General features: G+C 65.9%; 18 protein-coding genes. 7 read left to right on the top strand and 11 right to left on the bottom strand.

Annotated elements, in window-relative coordinates:
* Window positions 1-3 precede the first annotated feature (3 nt).
* Window positions 4-2,136, bottom strand: coding sequence for a PAS domain S-box protein (locus tag EO139_RS08780; RefSeq protein ID WP_164739794.1), 2,133 nt, complete (start codon window positions 2,134-2,136; stop codon window positions 4-6).
* A 120-nt stretch (window positions 2,137-2,256) separates the two neighbouring features.
* Here EO139_RS08780 and EO139_RS08785 point away from each other — a divergent pair, with 120 nt between their 5' ends.
* Window positions 2,257-5,043, top strand: a complete 2,787-nt coding sequence (locus EO139_RS08785) for an EAL domain-containing protein (protein ID WP_181116226.1) — start codon at window positions 2,257-2,259, stop codon at window positions 5,041-5,043.
* Window positions 5,044-6,103: 1,060 nt separating this feature from the next.
* Here the strand turns inward: EO139_RS08785 and EO139_RS08790 are convergent.
* The 6 genes from EO139_RS08790 to EO139_RS21420 all read right to left on the bottom strand — a co-directional run bounded on the left by EO139_RS08790 (window position 6,104) and on the right by EO139_RS21420 (window position 10,174).
* Entirely contained in the window at window positions 6,104-6,388 is a 285-nt protein-coding gene (locus tag EO139_RS08790) for a hypothetical protein (protein ID WP_104648712.1), read from the bottom strand.
* Between the two features lie 82 nt (window positions 6,389-6,470).
* Complete coding sequence (locus tag EO139_RS08795) at window positions 6,471-7,748, bottom strand: methyl-accepting chemotaxis protein (protein ID WP_180496970.1); 1,278 nt, start codon at window positions 7,746-7,748, stop codon at window positions 6,471-6,473.
* A gap of 59 nt (window positions 7,749-7,807) precedes the next feature.
* Window positions 7,808-8,422, bottom strand: a complete 615-nt coding sequence (hflD, locus tag EO139_RS08800) for a high frequency lysogenization protein HflD (RefSeq protein WP_104582667.1) — start codon at window positions 8,420-8,422, stop codon at window positions 7,808-7,810.
* The gene (gene mnmA / locus EO139_RS08805; protein WP_119131999.1) at window positions 8,422-9,558 is read right to left on the bottom strand and encodes a tRNA 2-thiouridine(34) synthase MnmA; all 1,137 of its coding nucleotides are present in this window, start codon (window positions 9,556-9,558) and stop codon (window positions 8,422-8,424) included. The genes hflD and mnmA overlap by 1 nt, the downstream gene beginning before the upstream one ends.
* Window positions 9,555-10,013 carry an NUDIX hydrolase gene (locus EO139_RS08810; RefSeq protein ID WP_104582665.1) on the bottom strand — a complete coding sequence of 153 codons (459 nt, stop codon included), beginning with the start codon at window positions 10,011-10,013 and terminating at the stop codon, window positions 9,555-9,557. Before EO139_RS08810 ends, mnmA begins: the two co-directional genes overlap by 4 nt.
* Window positions 10,010-10,174 carry a hypothetical protein gene (locus EO139_RS21420; RefSeq protein ID WP_164739795.1) on the bottom strand — a complete coding sequence of 55 codons (165 nt, stop codon included), beginning with the start codon at window positions 10,172-10,174 and terminating at the stop codon, window positions 10,010-10,012. Before EO139_RS21420 ends, EO139_RS08810 begins: the two co-directional genes overlap by 4 nt.
* An 89-nt stretch (window positions 10,175-10,263) precedes the next feature.
* Between EO139_RS21420 and clpS the strand changes: the two genes are divergently transcribed.
* A complete protein-coding gene (gene clpS, locus EO139_RS08815) occupies window positions 10,264-10,584 on the top strand; it encodes an ATP-dependent Clp protease adapter ClpS (RefSeq protein WP_104582664.1) in 321 nt (106 codons plus the stop codon).
* Window positions 10,585-10,726: 142 nt separating this feature from the next.
* The gene (clpA, locus tag EO139_RS08820; protein ID WP_104582663.1) at window positions 10,727-13,009 is read left to right on the top strand and encodes an ATP-dependent Clp protease ATP-binding subunit ClpA; all 2,283 of its coding nucleotides are present in this window, start codon (window positions 10,727-10,729) and stop codon (window positions 13,007-13,009) included.
* 294 nt (window positions 13,010-13,303) lie between these two features.
* Here the strand turns inward: clpA and infA are convergent, their stop codons facing one another.
* From infA to trxB, 4 genes are all read right to left on the bottom strand, one after another.
* Window positions 13,304-13,522, bottom strand: coding sequence for a translation initiation factor IF-1 (gene infA / locus EO139_RS08825; RefSeq protein ID WP_002813418.1), 219 nt, complete (start codon window positions 13,520-13,522; stop codon window positions 13,304-13,306).
* An 80-nt stretch (window positions 13,523-13,602) separates the two neighbouring features.
* Window positions 13,603-14,352, bottom strand: coding sequence for a leucyl/phenylalanyl-tRNA--protein transferase (gene aat / locus EO139_RS08830; protein ID WP_126970261.1), 750 nt, complete (start codon window positions 14,350-14,352; stop codon window positions 13,603-13,605).
* Between the two features lie 229 nt (window positions 14,353-14,581).
* A complete protein-coding gene (locus tag EO139_RS08835; RefSeq protein ID WP_126970263.1) occupies window positions 14,582-15,700 on the bottom strand; it encodes a GNAT family N-acetyltransferase in 1,119 nt (372 codons plus the stop codon).
* 60 nt (window positions 15,701-15,760) lie between these two features.
* On the bottom strand, window positions 15,761-16,729 hold the full coding sequence (gene trxB / locus EO139_RS08840) for a thioredoxin-disulfide reductase (RefSeq protein ID WP_104582661.1): 969 nt from the start codon (window positions 16,727-16,729) through the stop codon (window positions 15,761-15,763).
* Window positions 16,730-17,012: 283 nt separating this feature from the next.
* On the opposite strand from trxB, the gene EO139_RS08845 reads away from it, so the two are divergent.
* The 4 genes from EO139_RS08845 to EO139_RS08860 all read left to right on the top strand — a co-directional run bounded on the left by EO139_RS08845 (window position 17,013) and on the right by EO139_RS08860 (window position 23,664).
* On the top strand, window positions 17,013-19,370 hold the full coding sequence (locus EO139_RS08845) for a DNA translocase FtsK (RefSeq protein WP_104582660.1): 2,358 nt from the start codon (window positions 17,013-17,015) through the stop codon (window positions 19,368-19,370).
* Between the two features lie 184 nt (window positions 19,371-19,554).
* Window positions 19,555-21,489, top strand: a complete 1,935-nt coding sequence (locus tag EO139_RS08850) for a DUF3857 and transglutaminase domain-containing protein (protein WP_126970265.1) — start codon at window positions 19,555-19,557, stop codon at window positions 21,487-21,489.
* A 96-nt stretch (window positions 21,490-21,585) separates the two neighbouring features.
* Entirely contained in the window at window positions 21,586-22,215 is a 630-nt protein-coding gene (lolA, locus tag EO139_RS08855; RefSeq protein WP_126970267.1) for an outer membrane lipoprotein chaperone LolA, read from the top strand.
* 159 nt (window positions 22,216-22,374) lie between these two features.
* Window positions 22,375-23,664, top strand: coding sequence for a replication-associated recombination protein A (locus EO139_RS08860; RefSeq protein ID WP_241235944.1), 1,290 nt, complete (start codon window positions 22,375-22,377; stop codon window positions 23,662-23,664).

Below are 23,664 nucleotides of genomic sequence, written 5' to 3' on the forward strand. Positions count from 1 at the left end.
GACTTAACGTCCACCATCGTCGTGGACGGACTCGCCGACCGGGTGATAGGGCAGGCGCAACGTCACGCGCGTGCCTGCTCCGGGGGCTGATTCTATCGCGAGCGCACCGCCGACGGTTTGCGCACGCTCACGCATCACGATCAGCCCGAGCCCGCGCGGGCCTTCCGGTTCGAAGCCATCGCCGTCATCGCTGACTTCCAGGCGAAAGCTCTCGCTGTCGATCGAGTGCAGGCGCATGCGCACTTCGCCTGCGCAGGCGTGCCGCAGCGCATTGGTTAGGCTTTCCTGCGCAATCCGGAAACATGCTTGCTCGATCTCGTTGCCCGGCCGCACGTCCAGTGCCTGGATATCCAGCTCCAACCGCACCGGCGATGCGCGAAACAACATCGAGGCCTGCCAGCGCAAGGCCGCTTCCAGACCCAGCGCATCCAGCTGCGGCGGACGCAACAGCATCGACAGGTTGCGCAGCTTGGTCACGGTGCTATCGGCCAGCGACACCACTTCCAGCAGGTCCTCGCGGCGCGCGTCCGGGTCCGGTTCGTCCAGTGCGGCATGAGCGGACAGCTTCATCGCGGTGATGGCCTGGCCGATGTCGTCATGCAGGTCGCGCGAGATCGCACGGCGTTCGTCCTCCTGCAGCGAGAACAGGCGCTTGGCCATCGCCTGCAGCTCGGCGTTGCTCTCGGCCAGCGCATCGCGCATGCGTTCGGGTTCGCTCAGGTCGCGCACCACCAGCAACTTGCAGCTGCGGCCGCCATAGCGGATGTCACCGGCCGACAGGCCGGCATAGAAGGTGCTGCCATCGCGACGGCGCATCGCCCGTGCGCTGGACACCGGCTCGTTGCGATCGCTGCCGGCGCGCAGGTACTCGCGCACCACCGGCAGGTCGCTGTCGCTCACCAGGGTCTGCAGCGGTTCGCCCAGGATGGTTTCGCCCTGGAAACCGAACTGCACCGACCCGGCGGCATTGGCATACATCACGTGCTCGTCGGCCAGGATCAGCACGCCATCCGGCAGCACCCTGACCAGCTCGCGGAACTGCTCCTCGCGCTCGCGCAGCAACCGGCGCGATTGCTCGCGTTCGCTGACGTCCTGCAGCGTGCCATGGATATGCCGGGTGCCGTTCGGGCTGGCCACGCTTTCGGCGCGCAGATGGACGGTGCGCGGCTGCGAATCGCCGCCGGTCAGCGGTAGCAGCACATCGATCTGCACTTCGCCGCCGGTGCACATGTCCTCGATCATGCGTTCGATCCGCGTCTGGGTGGCGGTGTCCGAGGCGGTCAACAGTTCTTCCAGCCGGTGGTCGCGCCGATGCATCGGCACGCTGCGGCCGAGCAGGCGATACACCGCCGGCGAGTAGCGTCCCAACCCGGTCGCGCAATCCAGCTGCCACGAGCCCAGCCGCGCGATGCCTTGCGCTTCTTCCAGCCGCTGCAGCGCCTCGTCGCGCAAATGCTGCGCCTGGCGTTCTTCGCTACGGTCCACGGTGACCACCAGGCGGGCAGGGCCGCTGGCCAGATGCAGCTGGTTGCTGCGGATCTCGACATGGCGCGAGCCGCTGCGGGTCAGCAGATCCTCGTGCAAGGTGCAGGTGGCGTCGCCCTTGGCGCGGATCTGGGTGATGATTTCCTCCAGGCGCGCGCCATCGGCGTTGGGCCAGATCGCCTGCAGCGTCTGCTGCAGAAATTCGTCGCGCTCCCAGCCGAAGAACTCCAGCGCCGCCGGGTTGGCATCCAGGATGCGCAGCGTGGCCAGGTCGTAGACCAGGGCCGGGCTGGGCAAGGCCAGGAACTTGGCCTGCAGCACTGCCTCCGACTGCGCCAGTTGTGCGTGCTCTTCCACGATCAGCGCCACGAAACGGCGCAGCACCAGATGGATCACCACGCTGGACAGCAGCAGAAAGCTCGCGTCCGACCAGCGCTCCGGCATGGCGGCGCCGGCCAGGTGCAGCAGCCGGTTGCCCAGCAGCAGCCAGATCACGCCGACCAGCAAATACAGCCCGGTCAAGGTCCACAGACCTTGCTGCAGGCGCTCGGCGAGGCGAAGGCGGGACACGGGAGCGGACGAAAACGCGGGCGCGGCGACAGGATGGGGCATGGGTCCGCGGACGACCTTTGGTGCTGGCGATGCAACCATCTTAGCCGCAACTCGGCCCGGTTCGGTCGAGCCCGAAACACGCGCCTCAACTAATCCAGGAAACGGCCGTTATCCATTGCGACTCCGAAGGCAGGGGTCGATTCTTCGGAGTGTTCCAGAGTGGACTCAGGCGTCATTGCAAGCATGCTGCAGCACCCGCTGACCTCGGCGGTGGTGTTGTTGGATGCGCATGGTCAGCCTCTGGCGGCCAACCGTGTTGCGCAATCGCTGGGATTGCCGGCCACCCTTGGCGCCTATGTGGAAGTCCTGGAAAGCAGTCGCGCCCAGGTGGCCAGCAGCGGCGGCATGACCGCCTGCGTGCTGCCGGGGGCCGGCGGCGGGCGCCTGGAAGGCTGGCTCCGCGCGGTCTGCGATGAGCATGGCCAGGTCATGGCCTTCACCCTGAGCATTCCCGAGCCGATGGGCGCCGACGGCACCAGCCGCTGGGAAATGGGCCTGGACAGCGCCGATCACGGACTGTGGGACTGGGATATTCCGGCCGATGTGGTCTACCGCTCCGAGCGCTGGACCCGCATGCTCGGTTACTCCGAGCAGCCGCTACCGAACAATCTCACCGCGCTGTCCGGGCTGATCCATCCGGACGACCACGCGCAGGTCAGTGCTGCCGTGCAGGCGCACCTGGACGGGCGCACCGATACCTATACGGCCGAATTCCGCCTGCGCCAGCACGACGGCCAATGGCGCTGGATCCTCGACCGCGGCCGGGTGGTCTCGCGGACAGCCGACGGCCGCCCGTTGCGCATGGTCGGCACGCATACCGACGTGCACCACCAGAAATTGCTCGAGCAGCAGCTGCGCGAGCAGCAGGCCCAGCTCGAAGAGGCTCAGCGCATCGCCAGCATGGGCAGCTGGAGCTGGGACACGCTCAAGGACGCGCTGTGGGTATCGCCGGATTTCCTGCAGCAGCTCGGCATGACCGAACTGCGTCTGCAGGGCATCCGCGACATCCTGCGTCTGCTGGGGCGGCCATCGGTTGCACATCTGCGCAGTGCCTGGCGCAAGATCAAGCACGAAGGCGTGCCGGTGCATTTCGAGCTGGAGATCAACGGGCCTGCCAGCATCAATCCGCATCACCTGCGGGTCTGGGCGCAGCCGGTGTTCGACGGCAATGGCGCCATGGTGCGCCTGCTGGGCCAGTTGCAGAACGTCACCGAGCAGCGCCAGACCGATGCATTGATCCGCTGGCGCACCGAGCTTCTCAACCGCGTGTCCGCGCTGGGCAAGATCGGCGGCTGCGAGATCGAGGTCGACACCCGGCGCATGCAATGGACCGAGGAGTGCTACCGCATCCACGGCCTGCGCAAGGAAAACATCACCCTGGAGCAGGCGCTGTCGCTTTACACGCAGGATTCGCGCGACGCCTTCGAGGCGGCGCTGCTGCGTATTTCCGACGGTGGCCTGCCCGAACAGCTGGAACTGTGTTTCTACCGCAATTCCGGCCAGCGGATCTGGGTACAGGTGCTGATCGAGCTGGACCGCCGCGAAGGCCTGCCGCCGCGTTTCGTCGCCTTGTTCCGTGACGTTACCCGCGAACGCGAGGCCAACGAGCGCATCGAGCTGCTGGCCCACTACGATCGCCTGACCGGTCTGCCCAATCGTTTCCTGCTGCGCGAGCAGGCGGAGAACGCGATTCGCGAAGCGCACGAACGTGGCCAGGTACTGGCAATGCTGCTGATCGATCTGGATGGCTTCAAGAGCATCAACGATTCGTTCGGTCACGCCACCGGCGACAACCTGCTCAAGCTGGCCTCTGCGCGCCTGCATCAGCATCTGCGCAACAGCGACCTGTTCGGTCGCTTCAGCGACGACGAATTCATCGTGCTGCTGCGCGATCTCTCCGAACCGGAAGACGCCGGCCACGTTGCGCGCAAGTTGATCAGCGCCCTTGGCGAGCCGCTGCGCAAGGACCATGTCACCCTCAAGCTCGGTGCCAGCATTGGCATCGCGCTGCAGGGCGAAGGCCTGTCGGATTTCGACAGCCTGTTGCGCGCCGCCGATGCGGCGATGTATGCAGCCAAGGAATCGGGCCGCAACACCTTCCATTACTACAGCCAGGACGTGCTGATGCGTGCACAGCGCCGCCTGGAGCTGGAACACGCGCTGCAAGGCGCGCTGGAACGCGAAGAGTTCACCCTGGTCTACCAGCCGCTGGTCAATACGGTGGGCGAATCCTCGCCCGCGATCGAAGCGTTGATGCGCTGGAATCGCCCCGGCCATGGCCAGTGCAGCCCGGTCGAGTTCATTCCCATTGCCGAAGAGTGCGGCGAGATCGTGCGCCTGGGCGAATGGGTGATCGGCGAAGCCTGCCGCCAGGCCGTGGTCTGGGATCGCGCCGGGCTCAATTTCAGCCGTATCGCCGTCAATGTGTCCGCGGTACAGCTGCGCGAGCGCGGCTTTGCCGAGCGTGTACTGGAAATCTGCCGCGACAACGGCTGGTCGCCCTCGCGCCTGGAACTGGAATTGACCGAATCGGCATTGATCCGCGATTCGGATGCGCTGCGCCGCTGCTTCGAGCTGTTCGAACAGAATGGCGTGCTGTTGGCGGTGGACGACTTCGGTACCGGCTTCTCCAACCTGCATTACCTCAACCGCTTTCCGGTGCAGCGTCTGAAGATCGACCGCAGCTTCGTCCAGGGGATGCTCGACGACGCCAACACCGCCGAAGTGACCCAGGCCATCGTGCATCTGGGCCATGCGCTCGGCATGCAGGTGGTGGCCGAAGGGGTGGAGACTGTGCAGGAAGATGCACTGCTGCGCCAGCAGGGCTGCGACGAAATCCAGGGCTACTTCTATTCGCGGCCGCTGTCGCCGCGCGACATGGCGCAGTGGCTGCGCGAGGCCGAAGCCGGCATGCGCCTCGGTGCACGCCTGGTCATCGCCGGCTGACGCAACCTGTCGCAGCGCCTGGCGTCGTCCGGCTGTTCAATCGTCTGACTGTCCGCATACGCAAGTCAAAAGCTCGATGAGTCGAGGGCGCGATGCCTTCGTCCCTTGCGGGACACGCCGTGAATCCGTCTGCGGAGGCTCCGTGGCGGCATCCATGCCGCCACGGGTCCGGCAACCGGCGAGGACAACGCACCAAGAGTTGGTCGGTTACTTTAAAAGCTTGCCCGCTGCTCGGCTTTCGTTGGGAAGATGCCCCCAACTCCCGGCTATCCGGAGAGCGGACGTCATGCACCGCTTGCAGCCAGGCACACCGACCATCCCGACTGGTGCTTGTCCGCCTACCGTCGCGGGACCTTGAGCGGCATGGATGCCGCGCCAGAGCCTCCATGGACGGATTCACGGCGTGTCCCGCGACGGTGGGCGGGCAAGGACTCTGCAGCCAAGCTGCAAAGCTAGGCGCTCTAAACCTCACCTATCGGACTTCCGGAAAGGCACACGCTGCAATTCAGAGCAGGAGCTGCGTCGTGCCGGTGCAGCTTGCTCACCACCGCGGGGGACCTTGTGCGGCATGGATGTCGCTGAAGCGACTTCAGGAACGGATTCATGGCGTGTCCCGCAATGGTGGGCAGACAAGGGCCCTGCAGCCAAGCCACAACGCCAGGCGCTCTACACCTGAGCTATCACGCGCCAAACTACCGAAGGCACATGCGGCAGCTGCGAGCAGCAGGGGCGTCTCGGTGCAGCCCGCTGACTATCTGGAAACCTGCGGCACGGATACCGCATAAGAGCCTCGAGCGATGGATTCGCAGCGTGGGAGTGGGCAAGCGCCCTGCAGCCAGGCCGTAGATCAGCCGAGCGAAGCGGGACATTGTTTCGTGGGATTCTTAGAGGTCGTCGAGCAGACGGGCAGGGGACAGGTCACCCTGGTGCTGCAATCGAATGGTCGCCCATGCTCGGAGCCACGCCTGGTGGCACGGCCTGGCGTACCAGCGCCACAGGTCGGGCAGTGGAAACAACCGGCGGGGCGCCTGCCGAGGCACGCCCCGTCGTCGCACAGATGTCAGGCTCCAGACACGCCGACAGCGGCGCCATCCAGACCCAGATCCCAGGCCACGGTCGCAAACAGCAGTTCTTCTTCGCTGCAGCTGCGGCGGGGGTTCTGCATTGCCTGCACTTCCGCACGGGCGGCATGCTCCAGCCGTTCCAGCGCGGCCGGCATGCGCACGCTGCGCAGCGCAGGCCGGGCAGCGTCGCTTTGCGCGATGCGCTGGGCATGTGCAGCCGCCAGCGCGGCTGATTCGAGCACGGCGGTGGATGCATCGGTGGGCGGGGCAAGTAGCGTCATGAGTGGATACCAGGTTGTTGCGGAACGACAAATCCCCGGAAGGCCGGGGAATGTCGGAATCAGGCAGTGCGTGGCAGCGGTCTTAGAACAGTTCGACCGTACCGGCACCCATGCCTTGCTGCGCCACCGGCTTGTGCGGCGGGCGCTCCCACTCCACACGCATGTCGCGCAGGCGGGTGGACACCTTCTGCAGCGCGGCGACCAGATCGCTGTCGTACACGCCGCCGTTACGATGCAGCAGTTCCTGCAGCGCCACCGCTTCACGGTTGATCGCGGTGAGACGATCCAGGTGGGTATGGATACCGCTCAGCGTCTGCGTGGCGATGTCCTCGAACTGCAGGGCACGCACCGCTTCGGCCACGCTACCGTCGATGGAACGCGCGCATTCGGAGATTTCGCGCATGCCGTCGCCCAACGAGGCGTTGATCTGCGCGACATTCTCCAGCATCGCCGCCGATTCATGGCGGGCTTCGCGGGAGCGATCCATGTGACGCGAGGCCAGCTGCGAGACCGTTTCACGGACCTTGGCGATCGATTCCTTGGAGCTGTGTGCCAGCTTGCGGATCTGTTCGTTGAAGGTGGTGGAACGCTCGGACAGATTGCGCACCTCGTCGGCGACCACCGCGAAGCCGCGACCGGCTTCACCGGCACGGGCTGCTTCGATGGCGGCGTTCAGGGCCAGCAGGTTGGTCTGGTCGGCGATCGACTTGACGTCTTCCAGCAGCGCGAAGATGCCATCCAGGTGCTGGGCCATCTCATCGATGTGGTGCACCGTGTTGGTACTTTGACCGCTCACCTGTTCCAGCGCTTCCACCAGCTGCTCCATCCGGGAGCTGGCGTGCTGGGCGAAGCGGGCGACGTCGACCCCGGCGCTGCCGTCGTCACCGGCACGGTCGACGATGCGGGCCAATGCCTGGCTTTGCTGGCGCGACTTGCGGTTCATCGCTTCGAAGCTGCCACCAAGACCGGACACGGCCTGGCGGATCAGTTCACGGGCACGCTCGACTTCCGAGCGCGAACCGTCGACTTCGTTGCTGACGAACGTACGCAGTTCGTTGAGCAGTTGGTCCTGCTCGCGCAGGATGCGGGTCTGGTCCGGATTACGCCGGAACTGGGAGTAGGTCACCCAGGCAGCGAAACCGAGCCAGCTGAGCGTCATGGTCGCCAGGATCGCCCAGCGCACCGAAGCGGGCCAGTCGAATCCGACAGCGAAGGGAAACAGCAAGGTCAGGGCCAAAGGGGCGGCCAGACGGATAAGTGGACGTGAATACATGGGCGTTCTCGGCAGAGTCACGGTTGCTGTATCGGCCGTCCCCCCTGTGTCTTTAGCGACGATCGCCACATCGTCTCGCCCGTTCAACCGATGTTGACACGCGCCAGCGACCGCTGGCGCATGTGGCAACCCGAATTGTCAGGTGGTTAACGCAGCGCGCGGTCCACCGCCTCGATCATTGCGCGCTTGGCGAACAGGAAATCCCACAGGCTGCCACCCATCTGCCGCCACAACACCGCCGAGCGGACAGCGGCCAGCAGCAACGCGCGGATTTCCGCAACCACGCCGGCCTGGCCCAGGTAATGCGGATTGCCCTGCACCATGACCTTGGGGCGCAGGTGGCTGATGGTCTGCGCATACAGCCCGCCGAGCGAATTCAACACGTCCGGATGGCCGCTGTCGCCCAGGCTCTGTGCCTGACGCGCGGCCGCCTCGATGCCCTTGGAGACCGTGGCGACAGTGGTGGTGTCGCGCACGAAGCGGCGCTCCAGCTGCAGCACCGCCAACGCCAGCCGCGGCAGGACCTCGTCCTGGCCCTGATTGTGGAAATAGTTATGCAGCAGCCGCAGGCCCGGTGCCAGGTCCGCTGGCGAGCCGTACACGGCCTCCGGCGAGGCCGCATCCACCCGGAACACGCTGTCCATGGCGGTACGCACCGTCGCAGCCTCCGAGTGCCCGGTTTCGGCGATCCGCCGCACCTGTTGCAAGGCCTGGGCGACGCCGGCAAGCGCCAGCACGCGGTGATCCATGGAAGAACTCATCAAGCCACTACCTCAGGTGAAAAAGAAGATCCCGCCAATTGGCGTTCCAGCGGCGCATCGGTGGCGGCAATGACCGCGCCGCCCAGGCATTCCTCGCCGTCGTACAACACCAGCGACTGCCCGGGCGTTACCGCCCGCTGCGGCCGCTCGAAACGCACCTGCACGCTGCCATCGTCCTGCACCTGCACCGTGCACGGCTCGTCGGGCTGCCGGTAACGGGTCTGTGCGGTGCAAGCGAAGCTGCGCGCCGGCGGCGCGCCGGTGACCCAATGGGCCTGCTCGGACTGCAGCCAGCGTGATTGCAGCAGCGGGCTGTCACGGTCCTGGTCCACATACAGCACATTGCTCGCCACATCCTTGCCGACCACGTACCACGGCGCGGCGGCGCGTCCACGCACGCCGCCGATGTTCAGGCCTTCGCGCTGCCCCAGGGTGAAATAGAACACCCCCGGATGCTCGGCGATGCGTTGCCCCTGCGGGTCGCGGATCTCGCCGGTGCGCGCGGGCAGGTAACGGCCCAGGAACTCGCGGAAATCGCGCTCGCCGATGAAGCAGATGCCGGTGGAATCCTTCTTGGCATGCGTCGGCAGGCCGGCATCCTGGGCGATCCGGCGCAGCGTGCTTTTTTCCAGGTCGCCGATCGGAAACAGCGTCGCGGCCAGCTGGGTCTGTCCCAGCTGATGCAGGAAATAACTCTGGTCCTTGCCGCGGTCGGCGCCGCGCAGCAGGCGCCAGCGCCCGCCGCTGTGCGCCACCCGGGCGTAGTGGCCGGTGGCGATGCGCTCGGCGCCCAGCGCCTGGGCCGCATCCAGGAAATGCTTGAACTTGACCTCGCGGTTGCACAGCACATCGGGGTTGGGGGTGCGCCCGGCCGCGTATTCGGCCAGGAAGTGCTCGAACACGCCGCTCCAGTATTCGCCGGAAAAATCGCGGAAATGGAACGCAATGCCCAGCACCCCGCACACCGCCACCGCATCGCGGCGGTCGTCCTCGGCGCGGCAATCGCCGCTGCCATCGTCGGCCCAGTTCTGCATGAACAGTCCGGCGAGCGACTCGCCTTGCTGGGCCAGCCGCCAGGCCGCCACCGACGAATCCACGCCGCCGGAGACCCCGACCACGATGCGCGGCGTACTCATGCGACGTGCCGCACCAATGCCAACGGATGGCGCTGGCCGGCCAGGTAATCGGCCACCACCTCCCACACCAACGGGCTGCGCATCCGCTCGGTGGCGCTGCGCAATTCTTCCGGCGTCATCCACAAGGCGCGCACCACGCCGGTGTCCAGGCTGCGCTCGGGATGGTGGGTCAGGGCCTCTGCGACAAACGCAAACCGCAGGAAGCACTGGCCGCTCGGGGCGACCCACTGGTAGGTGCCGATGAAGTGGGTCGGGCGCACATCCCAGCCGGTCTCTTCCAGGGTCTCGCGCACCGCCGCGTCGAGCAGGCTTTCGTCCGGTTCCAGGTGTCCGGCAGGCTGGTTCAACAGCAGCCGGTCACCGATGTGCTCTTCGACCTGCAGGAAGCGCCCGTCGCGCACCACCACGGTGGCCACGGTGACATCCGGATGCCAGCGTTGTCCGGAGGCGCTCATCGTTGCAGGTCCTGCTCGATCGAAGGGTTGCTCGCCTTGCCGGCGAGGGTCAGGGCGTGAAGTCGGCCCAGACGGCCGTTGGACCCTGCTTCGCGCATGGAGCTGGACAAGTCGGCGGTGAACGACGGCGCCAGCAAGGGCGCGGTCAGGGAATCGGTCATCAAGGGCCAGCCATGGAATCGGAGACAAATTGTGCGGGGCGCGGCGTAAATCGTCCAATGCGTGCGGCGATGAACCGTATAATGCCCGGATGCCTCGTAAGACCTCACACGAACACGATCACGGCCTCACGGTCGAAGCCAGCAAGCCTGAAGTGGCGCCACCGCCGCGCTATCAGGTGCTTCTGCTGAACGACGACTACACCCCGATGGACTTCGTGGTGACGGTGTTGCAGCAGTTTTTCAACCTCGATCTGGAGCGGGCCACGCAGGTCATGCTGCATGTCCATACCCGTGGACGTGGCGTTTGCGGGGTCTACAGCCGCGAAGTCGCCGAGTCCAAGGTCGCCCAGGTCAACGAATTCTCGCGCATGAACCAGCATCCGCTGCTGTGCACGATGGAGCAGGCCTGACCGGTCGATTGGATCATTCCAGCAGCGCAACACTGTGGCTGCAATCACATGCTAACGCCGTCTGAACATGCCTATCCGATAGGGTTGTGGTAAATCCCAACAAAAGCCGCATATTGTTGGCAACAGCCGTTCGGAGTTACCAATGTTCAGCAAAGACCTAGAGCAAACCATCGGCCAGTGCTACAAGCGAGCACGCGAGGCGCGTCACGAGTTCATGACCGTCGAGCACCTGCTGCTCTCGCTGCTGGACAACCCGTCCGCCCAGGCCGTCCTCAAGGCCTGCGGCGCTGACCAGGTGCGTCTGCACAATGATCTGGAGCAGGCGATCGAGGCCTCGGTCTCACGCCTGGCCGAAGACGATGGCCGCGACACCCAGCCCACGCTGGGCTTCCAGCGCGTGCTGCAGCGTGCGGTCTATCACGTGCAATCCTCGGGCAAGAAGGAAGTCACCGGTGCCAATGTGCTGGTGGCGATCTTCGGCGAGAAGGATTCACACGCGGTGTATTTCCTGAATCAGCAGGACATCACCCGTCTGGATATCGTCAACTACCTCTCGCATGGCATCGCCAAGCTGGGCGAGGACGGCGAGCAGCCGTCCACCTCCGATGGCGAGCCCAAGAGCGAGGGCGGGGAGGGCGAGGCCAAGGGCGATGCGCTGGCCGAGTTCGCCACCAATCTCAACGAGCAGGCCCGCAACGGCAAGATCGACCCGCTGGTCGGCCGTGGCGACGAAATCGAGCGCACCATCCAGGTGCTGTGCCGCCGCCGCAAGAATAATCCGCTGTACGTGGGCGAGGCCGGTGTCGGCAAGACCGCCATTGCCGAGGGGCTGGCCAAGCGCATCGTCGACAACGACGTGCCGGAAGTGCTGGCCGACGCAGTGATCTTCTCGCTGGACCTGGGCGCGCTGGTGGCTGGCACCAAGTACCGCGGCGACTTCGAGAAGCGCCTCAAGGGCGTGCTGGCGGCGCTGAAGAAGGTGCCCAACGCGGTGCTGTTCATCGACGAGATCCACACCATCATCGGTGCCGGGTCGGCGTCGGGCGGCACGATGGACGCCTCCAATCTGATCAAGCCTGCGCTGTCGTCGGGCGAGCTGCGCTGCATCGGCTCGACCACGTTCCAGGAATACCGCGGCATCTTCGAAAAGGACCGTGCGCTGGCGCGTCGCTTCCAGAAGATCGACATCGTCGAGCCGACCGTGGGCGAAACCTTCGAAATCCTGCAGGGCCTCAAGCCCAAGTACGAAGCGCACCACGGCGTGACCTATGCCGACGATGCGCTGCAGGCCGCCGTGGACCTGTCGGTCAAGCATATCGGCGACCGCCTGCTGCCGGACAAGGCGATCGATGTGATCGACGAAGCCGGTGCGCGTCAGCGCCTGCTGCCCGAGGGTAAGCGCAAGGAGCTGATCGATATCGAGGAGATCGAGACCATCGTCGCCAAGATGGCGCGGATTCCGGCCAAGCAGGTCAGCGCGACCGACAAGGACGTGCTGCAGCATCTGGAGCGCAATCTGAAGATGGTGATCTTCGGCCAGAACCCGGCGATCGAGACGCTGGCTGGCTCGATCAAGCTCGCGCGCTCGGGCCTGGCCAATCCGGAGAAGCCGATCGGCAACTTCCTGTTTGCCGGTCCCACCGGTGTCGGCAAGACCGAGGTCACCAAGCAGCTCGCGCTGCAATTGGGGATCGAGCTGGTGCGCTTCGACATGTCCGAATACATGGAAGCGCATTCGATCAGCCGCCTGATCGGCGCGCCTCCAGGCTATGTCGGTTTCGACCAGGGTGGCCTGCTGACCGAGAAGATCGTCAAGACGCCGCACTGCGTGCTGCTGCTGGACGAGGTGGAGAAGGCGCATCCGGACATCTTCAACATCCTGTTGCAGGTCATGGATCGCGGCATCCTCACCGACACCAACGGGCGCGAGGCAAACTTCAAGAACGTGATCCTGGTGATGACGACCAATGCCGGCGCCACCCAGGCCTCGCGGCGGTCGATCGGCTTCACCAAGCAGGATCACTCCACCGATGCGATGGAATCGATCCGTCGCGGGTTCACGCCCGAGTTCCGCAACCGCCTGGATGCAATCGTGCAGTTCCAGCCGCTGGGCTTTGACCACATCCTGCGCGTGGTGGACAAGTTCATCATCGAGCTGGAAATGCTGTTGCAGGAAAAGCACGTGTCGTTGTCGGCCACGCCGACTGCGCGCGACTGGCTGGCCCAGCACGGCTTCGATCCACTGATGGGTGCGCGCCCGATGTCGCGGGTGATCCAGGAGAAGATCAAGCGCCCGCTGGCCGACGAGCTGTTGTTCGGCAAGCTGGTGGAAGGCGGTCGGGTCAATATCGACGTCAAGGACGGCGAGCTGGTGGTGGAGGCGCATCCGGAACCGGAGCGTCTGCTGCCGGCGACGGTCGACTGATCGCCCTGCAGTCCTGAAGTGAAAAAACCGCTCGAAGGAGCGGTTTTTTTATGTCCCTGGAGATGCACAGCGGGAAGGGCGCACAGCCGCGGCGATCGCGGAGGAGCGGCAAACCACCAGCGACAACCGCACGCTTCGGAACCGAGGCAATGGATCGGCTGGCCACAAACGCCAATGACACCAGCGAAGGCGGGGCAAGCCGACGACATCGGCCAGCCATGCCTGCCAACTGCCCAGATCCCGGCCACGACAAAAAGCGGCCATTGGCCGCCTCGCGTCTCACACCAGAACCGCTTACTTCATGCGGTAGGTAATACGACCCTTGGTCAGGTCGTACGGAGTCATCTCAACTTTGACCCGGTCGCCGGTCAGGATGCGGATGTAGTTCTTGCGCATGCGGCCGGAGATGTGGGCGATGATTTCATGCCCGTTTTCCAGCTTGACCCGGAACGTGGTGTTGGGAAGCGTCTCGCTGACGCTGCCTTCGAATTCAATGGAGTCGTCTTTCGACATGTAATCCTGTGCAATCACGGCTGGCCCGGGAGGGCCGTAAGGGACAGCATTTTACGCTCCATCTCCCCGCGGTGCAAATTTTATGTTAAGCGGACTTCAGCAAGCGCGCTGGCAGGCCGCTCGCCGTAGCGTTCGGACCAGCTGCCCGGCAGCGCAGTCTGGCCGACCTGCAGCCGTACCTGCTGCAGGAAGTCTGCACGTGGCAGGCGCTGCGCGCCCAGGCGCATCAGGTGCGGATTTTCCACCTGCGCGTCGAGCAATGGCCAACCGCAGGCGTGCAGGTGCGCGGCCAGCGCTGCCAGCGCCACCTTGGAGCCGCCGCTGACGGCACTGAACATGCTCTCGCCGAAGAACATCTGGCCGATCGCCACTCCGTAGATACCGCCGACCAGGCGTGGGCCATCGAACACTTCCAGCGAATGCGCATGGCCCAGCCGATGCAGCTCGAGGTAGGCTTGCTGCATCGTGGTGGTGATCCAGGTACCGTCCTGGCCGGCGCGCGGAATCGACGCACAGGCAGCGATCACCTGTGCGAAGGCGGTATCGGCGCGCAGCATCCAGCGGCTGCTGCGCAACTGGCGCCGGAAGCGCGAGGACAGGCGTACGCCATCGGTACGAAACACCGTGCGCGGGTCCGGGCTCCACCACAGGATCGGCTGGCCGTCCGAGAACCAGGGGAACACGCCACCGGCATAGGCCTTGAGCAGGCGTTGCGGCGACAGGTCGCCGCCGATGGCAAGCAGGCCGTCCGGCTCGCGCAACGCCTGTTCGGCCGGCGGGAAGGGCGCGGCCGGATCGGTCGCCAGCAGGTAGGGAAGGGCGCGGGACATGCGCGCAGTGTAGAGCCTGTCGTCCATGGCGCACCCGGGGCGCGCAGTCCCCGGCACGCTGCACTTCGTCCTCGATACGCGCCGCGGCATGCGTGCACGAGCACGCGCTGCCGGGCGTGCAGTTCTTACCGGGCTGACGATTGTCCCTGGACGGGGCGCGTCGCGTGTCGCCTGCAAGAGGCCGGCCTGCGATCAGGGCGGGTGCAGCCGGCCTGGCTGCCGCGCGGGTTCAATCGCGGAACGGGCTGTGTTCGGACAGCTCGCGTGCGTGCCGGGCGACCGCCCGGCGTTCGTCGGCGCACCAGTGCGCCAGCGGCTCGCGGAAGCCGGGGTCGGCGATCCAGTGACGGCTGCGGACCAGGGTGGGCAGAAAGCCGCGCGCGATCTTGTGCTCGCCCTGCGCGCCGGGCTCGAAGCGCGCCAGGCCCTCGCGCAGGCAGTAGTCGATGCCCTGGTAGTAGCAGGTTTCAAAATGCAACCCAGGCAGGGCTTCGCCGCCCCAGTAACGCCCGTACAGCGTGTGGCGCCCGCGCAGGCACAGTGCGCCGGCGATCGGGCGCCCGTCCAGCTCGGCCAGAAACATCACCAGCTGGCGCGGCAGGTGCCGGGCCAGATGACGCAGGAATTCCGGCGTCAGCGCAGGCGAGTTGCCGTATTCGTTGAAGGTCTTGAGATAGAAGCCATACATCGCTTCCAGGTCGGCGTCGCTGGCTTCATCGCCATGGACCACGCGCAACTGCACGCCGGCCCGCTGCACCTTGGCGCGCTCCTGGCGGATGTTCTTGCGCCGTTTGTGGTCCATCGCGGCCAGGAAGGTTTCGAAGTCGCTCCAGCCGCTGGCGTTGTGCCAGTGGTACTGCAGGTCGTTGCGCTCCAGCCAGTCGCTATCGAAGGCCGCATCTTCGCCCGCCGGGTAGAAGTTCACATGCGCCGATGACAGCCCGCTGCGCTCCACCAGCTCGCGCATCGCTGCGAGCAATTGCGGGTGCCATCGCGGTGCCCCCAGCAGGCGCGGGCCGGTCACCGGCGAGTAGGGCACCCCGCACAGCCACTTGGGGAAGTACTCCTGTCCATAACGCGCATACGCATGCGCCCAGGCGTGGTCGAACACGAACTCGCCGTGCGAGTTGTTCTTCAGGTACCCCGGCGCCGCAGCGACCAGCGTGTCGTCGTCCCATAGCGTCAGGTGCAGCGGATTCCAGCCCCAGTCCGGGCGCAGGCAGCCCTCCCGTTCGAGGCCCTCCAGGAAGGCATAGGAAATGAACGGGTGCGCGCCGTCGTGCAGCGCGTCCCAGGCACCGGCCGGGAGCTCGTCCAGCCGGCGGCACCAGCGGGCGGTGACGCTCATGCGCCCGGCCCGCCGGCATCGGCGCTGCCCGCGCGGCGCGGCCGGCGGTCAGCGGCCACGTCAGGCGCTCTTGTCGAGATAGCGCTCGGCATCCAGTGCGGCCATGCAGCCGAAACCGGCCGAGGTGATCGCCTGGCGGTAGTGCTGGTCGGCAACGTCGCCGGCAGCGAACACGCCAGCCACCGAGGTCTCGGTCGCCGCGCCGTTGAGGCCTGAGCGGATCTCCAGGTAGCCGTTGTTCATCGCCAGCTGGCCGTCGAACAGCTGGGTGTTGGGGTGATGGCCGATGGCGACGAAGAAGCCGTGCGCGACGATCTCGCGGGTGCTGCCGTCGAGGGTGGACTTGACCCGCACGCCGGTGACACCGGCATCGTTGCCCAGCACTTCATCGATGGCGTGGTGCCAGACGGTTTCGATCTTGCCGGCGGCGACCTTGGCGAACAGCTTGTCCTGCATGATCTTCTCCGCGCGCAGGGTGTCGCGGCGGTGGACCAGGTAGACCTTGCGGGCGATGTTGGACAGGTACAACGCTTCCTCGACTGCCGTGTTGCCGCCGCCGACCACCACCACGTCCTGGTCCTTGTAGAAGAACCCGTCGCAGGTGGCGCAGGCAGACACACCGCGGCCCTTGAAGGCTTCCTCGCTGGGGATGCCCAGGTACTTGGCGGTGGCGCCGGTGGAGATGATCAGTGCGTCGCAGGTGTACTCGGCACCGTCACCGATCAGCCGGAACGGGCGCTGCGACAGGTCGGCGGTGTGGATGTGGTCGAAGATCACCTCGGTCTCGAAGCGCTCGGCATGGGCCTGCATGCGGCTCATCAGGTCCGGGCCCATCAGGCCGTGGGGGTCGCCCGGCCAGTTGTCGACTTCGGTGGTGGTCATCAGCTGGCCGCCTTGCTGCAAGCCGGTGATCACCACCGGCTTGAGGTTGGCGCGGGCGGCGTAGACCGCGGCGGTCCAGCCGGCCGGGCCGGAGCCCAGGATCAGCAGGCGGGAATGCTTGGCGGGACTGGCAGAAGAGGCGCTCATGTATACTCGCGATCTAGGAATTGGCAGGGCAGGCGAGTGAATTCGCGCCCCTGTGGCGGCATAGAGTGGCGGTCCCCACCCGGTGAATCAAGGCGGCGCGATGGAACTGCTTGAACCGCAGATGGCATGGTCCACCCCGTACGCGTAATCGACGCCGCCTCGTGCGGCGTTTTTTGTTGACCGGCGCGTGCCCGGGCAGGCGACGCTCATACAACAGCTGAAACCGCGGCCTCGGTCGTTTATTATCAACCACTAACAGCATTTTTCTAAGGTCTGGCTACAGGTGGCAAAGCAGGTTCCCGAACGCAGCAAGCCCGCTGAGGGCAAGACGTCCTCGCGCAAGACAGCGGTGGCGGACAATCCGCGTCGGCAAAAGCTCTGGCGCGATCTGGCATTGATCGCGGTGGCGCCGCTGCTGCTGTATCTGCTGGCCAGCCTGTTCACCTATTCGAGCGCCGATCCCGGCTGGTCGCAGACCGGCAGCGTGGTCGCGCCGGTGCACAACATGGGCGGCCGCGTCGGCGCCTGGACGGCCGACGTACTGCTGCAGCTGTTCGGTTATGTGGCCTTCCTGCTGCCGGTGGTGCTGGGTGCGGTGGCTTGGATCGCCTTGTTCGGCATGGACAAGGAAGGGCAGGCCGAAGCCGACCTGGGGCCGGCATTGCGGCTGGTCGGCATGGTCGGGTTCTTGATCGCCTCGACCGGCTTCCTGCATCTGCGCCTGTTCAACGGCGATGTGGCCGGGGCCGGCGGGATCCTCGGGCGCTTGGTCAGCAATTCGCTGAGCGCCGGGTTCGGGGCGCTGGGTGCCAACCTGTTCGTGCTGGTGCTGCTGCTGGTGTCGATCACCCTGGCCACCGGCCTGTCGTGGTTTGCGGTGATGGAGCGCATCGGCACCTGGGTGCTGGCGCTGGGGCCGTTGATGCAACGCAAGACCCACCAGGCCAGCGAGTGGCAGCAGACCCGCGTGATGCGCGAAGAGCGCGAGGAAGTGCGCAAGGTCGATGCGGTCAAGCAGGCCAAGCGCGAGCCGGTCAAGATCGAGCCGCCGCCGGCACCGGTGGTGGAAAAGAGCGAGCGCGCCAAGCGCGATACCCAGATCCCGATGTTCCAGGGCGTCAGCACCGACGGGTCCGACCTGCCGCCGCTCGCGCTGCTGGACGACCCCAAGCCGCAGGCCAAGGGCTATTCGGAAGAGACGCTGGAGACGTTGTCGCGGCAGATCGAGTTCAAGCTCAAGGACTTCCGCATCGAGGCGCAGGTGGTCGGGGCCTATCCGGGCCCGGTGATCACCCGTTTCGAGATCGAGCCGGCGCCGGGCATCAAGGTCAGCCAGATCAGCTCGCTGGACAAGGACATCGCGCGCGGGCTGTCGGTCAAGTCGGTGCGCGTGGTGGATGTGATCCCGGGCAAGTCGGTGATCGGCCTGGAGATCCCCAATGTCAGCCGCGAGATGATCTTCCTGTCCGAACTGCTGCGCTCCAAGGAATACGACAAGTCGGCCAGCCCGCTGACGCTTGCCCTGGGCAAGGACATCGCCGGACGCCCGACCGTCGCCGACCTGGCGCGCATGCCGCATTTGCTGGTGGCCGGTACCACCGGCTCGGGCAAGTCGGTGGCGGTCAACGCGATGGTGCTGAGCCTGCTGTTCAAGGCTTCGCACAAGGAACTGCGGATGCTGATGATCGACCCGAAGATGCTGGAACTGAGCGTCTACCAGGGCATCCCGCATCTGCTGGCGCCGGTGGTCACCGACATGAAGGAGGCCGCCAACGGCCTGCGCTGGTGCGTGGCCGAGATGGAGCGCCGCTACAAGCTGATGAGCGCGGTGGGCGTGCGCAACCTGGCCGGCTTCAACAAGAAGATCAAGGACGCCATCGACGCCGGCCAGCCGATGATGGACCCGCTGTTCAAGCCCAACCCCGAACTGGGCGAAGCGCCGCGGCCATTGGAAACGCTGCCGTTCATCGTGATCTTCATCGACGAATTCGCCGACATGATGATGATCGTCGGCAAGAAGGTCGAGGAGCTGATCGCGCGCCTGGCACAAAAGGCGCGTGCGGCCGGCATCCATCTGATCCTGGCCACGCAGCGGCCGTCGGTGGACGTGATCACCGGCCTGATCAAGGCCAATATCCCGACCCGCGTGGCGTTCCAGGTCAGCTCCAAGATCGACTCGCGCACCATCCTGGATCAGTCCGGCGCCGAAGCGCTGCTGGGCAACGGCGACATGCTGTACCTGCCGCCGGGCACGGCGCTGCCGGACCGCGTGCATGGCGCCTTCGTCAGCGACGAGGAAGTGCATCGGGTGGTCGAGCATCTCAAGGCCAGCGGGCCGGTCTCGTATGTCGACGGCGTGCTGGACGAAGTGCAGACCATGGGCGACGGCACCGTAGTCGGTGCGACCGGCTTGCCCGAGAGCAGCGGTGGTGGCGGCGACGAGTCCGACCCCTTGTACGACGAAGCCTTGCGTATCGTCACCGAAACCCGGCGCGCCTCGATCTCCGGCGTGCAGCGGCGCTTGAAGATCGGCTACAACCGCGCCGCACGCCTGATCGAAGCGATGGAAGCGGCCGGCGTGGTCAGCCAACCCGAGCACAATGGCGACCGCACCGTGCTGGCGCCGCCGCCGCCCAAGTAACCGGCGGCCGGCAACGCGGTGGAATCCGCCTGCCGGTGGCAGCGGATTGCGCGCTGATCCGGGCTGCCTGTGCATGCTCGCGCGCAGGGATGCGGTGATCTTGGAGGCCGGTGACTGACGCTGCGGCGTGCACCGGCTACCCTGTTGCACGAGGGCCGCTCCGGTCCGCCGCGATTCAAGGCCCATGCTGCGTCGTTCCGTGTTGCTGCTCCTGCTGCTGATCCCATTGCCGTTGCTGGCCCAGGCCCAGCAACAGCCTGCGCCTGCTGCCGCTGCGGCGCGCGCGCAGGCCGACACCAACTACAGCTTCGTGCGCTACCGCGCCGACTACGAAGTGCGTGCCGACGCCAGCAGCGTGGAAACCGACGAGTACGAGATCCTGCTGAAGACCAAATCGGCGGTGGAGCAATTCAGCCAGGTGCGGCTGAGCTACAGCGAGAAGATGGAGACCCTGGAGGTGCTGCAGGCCTATACCGTCACCGCCGAAGGACTGCGCCAGGACGTGGCGCCCGACAAGATCTACACCCAGGAAAGCTATTCCAGTGCTGCGGCGGCGATGTATGCCGACCGCAAGGTCAAGGTGGTGGTGTTCCCGAATCTGGCGCCGGGTGCGCGCATCGTCTACCGCGTGCGGCGGGCGCAGAACACGCCGTACTTCCCCGGGTACTTCAGCCTGTGGGAAACCTTCAGCGTGTTCGCGCAATACGACGATGCGGTGGTCACCCTGGTGGCGCCGAAGGCATTGCCGATGCATTTGTCGGTGCGCGGGCTGCAGGGCGGGACCAGGCCGGTGGTGCGCGGCGACCAGGCGCGCTGGGAGTGGCGCTATCAGCGCACCGCGCCGATGAAGAACCAGAACTGGAGTGCGGCGACCTGGGAATTCAGCCCCACCCTGATGGCCAGCACCTTCGACAGCTGGTCACAGATGGGCCTGGCCTATCACGTCAAGGGCGGCCGCGCTGCCGCAGTGACGCCGGCGGTCCAGGCGCTGGCCGACGAAGTGACCCGCGGTATCGACGCGCCGCGCGCGCAGGCCGCCGCGTTGTACGCGTGGGTGGCGCGCAATATCCGCTACGTGGCGGTGTACCTGGGCAACGGCGGGCTGGAGCCCAATGGCGCCGACAGCATCCTGGCCAACCACTATGGCGACTGCAAGGACCACACCGTGATCCTGGAAGCCTTGCTGGCGGCCAAGGGCATCGCCAGCACGCCGGTGCTGATCGGTGCCGAAGGCGGGCCGACACTGCCGCCGATTCCGGTGCTTGGCCGCTTCAACCACGCCATCACCTACATCCCGGCGTTCGACCTGTATGTGGATTCGACCAATCCCTATGCGCGCTTCGGCCAGTTGCCGGCCGGCGATCTCGGCGCGCCGGTGGTGCATACGCTGGACGGAAAGGTCACGCATACCCCGCCCAACGACCGCAAGGTCAACCGCTATGTCGCGCGTACCGAGTACCGCTTTACCCCCGAGGGTGGGTTGCACGGCCTGACCACGCTCGACAGCGGGCAGACCGGCGAGGTGGGGCTGCGGGCGATGTTCGTGCAGCTCAATGCGCAAAACCGCAATCGCATCGAGGAGTCGATCATTGCGCAGTCCGGCTTCGATGGCACCGGCGATCTGCTGATCCAGGGCGACCCGCTGGACCTGGATGCGCCGTTCAACTATCGCTACGCGTTCCAGGCCGACGACGCAGTGGATTTTTCGGTGGTCGGCGGCATGACCTTGCCGGATATGCCCGGCGCCGAATCCACCCGCGGCATCTACACGACCACCTCGGCCGAAGACAACGTGACCCCGTTCTACTGCAACGACAGCGTGCGCGAAGAGACCTATGTGGTGAGCTTTCCGGCAACGGTGCCGATCATCGCGATCCCGCGCAGCAGCCGCTTTCGCAATGCCGCTGGCGAGTATGCGGTCGAGTGGACGCGCCAGGGCCAGACGGTGACGGCGGTGCACCGGTTGCAGCGCGCTGCAGTGCGTGGGCCGCAGGCGCTGTGTCAGCCGCAGGATTACCGCGCGTTTCGCGAGCTCTACCAGCAGGTGCGGCGCGGTTTTCGCGGGCAGATCGTGTATGGCGATCTGTCCAGGGTGCAGACCGCACAGGGAATGGACTGACCGGCCGCCGCCGCGATCAGAACGCATCACGCGATAGCGCTCGCCCATTCATCTACGAAGTATCAGAATTCCCGCATTCCCTTTCTGGAACCTGCGATGCATCGCCAGCTCCGTTATGCCGTCCTCGCCACCGCTCTGTTTGCCGGCACCGCGTTCGCCGGCGCGCGCCAGGAGCTGGATACGTTCACGCGCGGCCTCAAAGGCCTGGACGGGCAGTTCAGCCAGCAGGTTTCCGATGCCAATGGTCGGGTCAAGGAGCGCGCGAGCGGGCGGGTGGCATTGTCGGCGCCGCGCCAATTCCGTTGGGAATACGCCAAGCCCTACCGGCAATTGATCGTGGCCGACAGCAAGAAGGTCTGGGTGTTCGACCCGGATCTGGAGCAGGTGACCGTGCGCGCGCAGGGCAGCGAAGAACAGAACAGCCCCCTGGTCGCGTTGATCGACCCGGCGCGCCTGGACAAGCAGTACGACGTCAGCGAAGAGGCGGCGCCACGTGACGGACTGCAGTGGCTGTCGCTGACGCCCAAGGTCGACACCGAGGCCAGCTTCCAGATGGCCTCGCTGGGGTTCGGCAAGGATGGCCTGGCCAGGATGGAAGTGGTGGACGCGGTCGGCCAGCGCACTGCGATCAGCTTCAGCGGCTGGAAGCGCAATCCGGCATTCGCTGCCGACACCTTCCGCTACACGCCGGGCAAGGGCGTGGACGTGGTCGGCGACGCGCAGTAAGCCGTCGCCTGCAGCATCCGCACAGCCAATGGCGTTCTTCGCAGAAGGTCGCTGGCTGACGCGATACAATGCCGCGTGGCACGAACCAAGCTCCCCATCGCTCCCGAAGCCGATCTGCTCAGCGTAGACGGCGAGCATCTGCGCCCGCTGGCCGAGCGCATGCGTCCGCGCACCCTCGAAGAGATGGTGGGGCAGAAGCGTCTGCTCGCCCCCGATAGCGCATTGCGACGCGCGGTGGAATCCGGCCGCGTGCATTCGATGATCCTGTGGGGCCCGCCCGGCTGCGGCAAGACCACCCTGGCGCTGCTGCTGGCGCATTACGCCGATGCTGAATTCAAGGCGATCTCGGCGGTGTTGTCGGGTTTGCCGGAGGTGCGGCAGGTCCTGGCCGAGGCAGCGCAGCGTTTCGCCAGCGGACGCCGCACGGTGTTGTTCGTCGATGAGGTGCACCGCTTCAACAAGGCGCAGCAGGATGCATTCCTGCCGCATATCGAGCGCGGCACGATCCTGTTCGTCGGTGCGACGACCGAAAATCCCTCGTTCGAATTGAATTCGGCATTGTTGTCGCGCTGTCGCGTGCACGTGCTGGAAGGCGTTTCGCCGCAGGACATCGTCGAGGCCTTGCAACGTGCCCTGCATGATCCAGAGCGCGGGCTGGGGCAGGAAACGCTCCAGGTCAGCGATGCCTCGCTGCTGGAAATTGCCAGCGCCGCCGACGGCGACGTGCGCCGTGCGTTGACCCTGCTGGAGATTGCCGCGGAACTGGCAGGCGGCGAGGGTGGCCAGATCACCCCGCAGACGCTGCTGCAGGTGCTGGCCGACCGCACGCGTCGGTTCGACAAGAACGGCGAGCAGTTCTACGACCAGATCTCGGCGCTGCACAAATCGGTGCGCAGTTCCAATCCCGATGCCGCGCTGTACTGGCTCACGCGCATGCTCGACGGCGGCTGTGACCCGGCGTACCTGGCACGCCGGCTGACCCGCATGGCGATCGAGGACATCGGCCTGGCCGATCCGCGCGCGCAGAGCATGGCGCTGGAAGCCTGGGACATCTACGAGCGTCTGGGCAGCCCCGAAGGCGAACTGGCGTTCGCGCAGCTGGTGCTGTATCTGGCCAGCACCGCCAAGTCCAATGCCGGCTATGCCGCCTTCAACCAGGCCAAGGCCGAGGTGCGCGCCACCGGCACGCAGGAGGTGCCGCTGCATCTGCGCAATGCGCCGACCAAGCTGATGAAGACGCTCGGCTACGGACAGGACTATCAGTACGACCACGATGCCGAAGGCGGGATCGCGCTGGACCAGACCGGCTTTCCGGATGCGATGGGCGAGCGGGTCTACTACAACCCGGTGCCGCGCGGACTGGAGATCAAGCTCAAGGAAAAGCTCGACCGTCTGCGCGCCGCGCGCGAACAGGCGCGGGCTGGCAAGGTCGGCAAGCCCACGGCATAA

The sequence above is a fragment of the Xanthomonas sp. BRIP62411 genome, from assembly GCF_003993525.1.
In the GTDB taxonomy this organism is placed as follows: domain Bacteria; phylum Pseudomonadota; class Gammaproteobacteria; order Xanthomonadales; family Xanthomonadaceae; genus Xanthomonas; species Xanthomonas euroxanthea.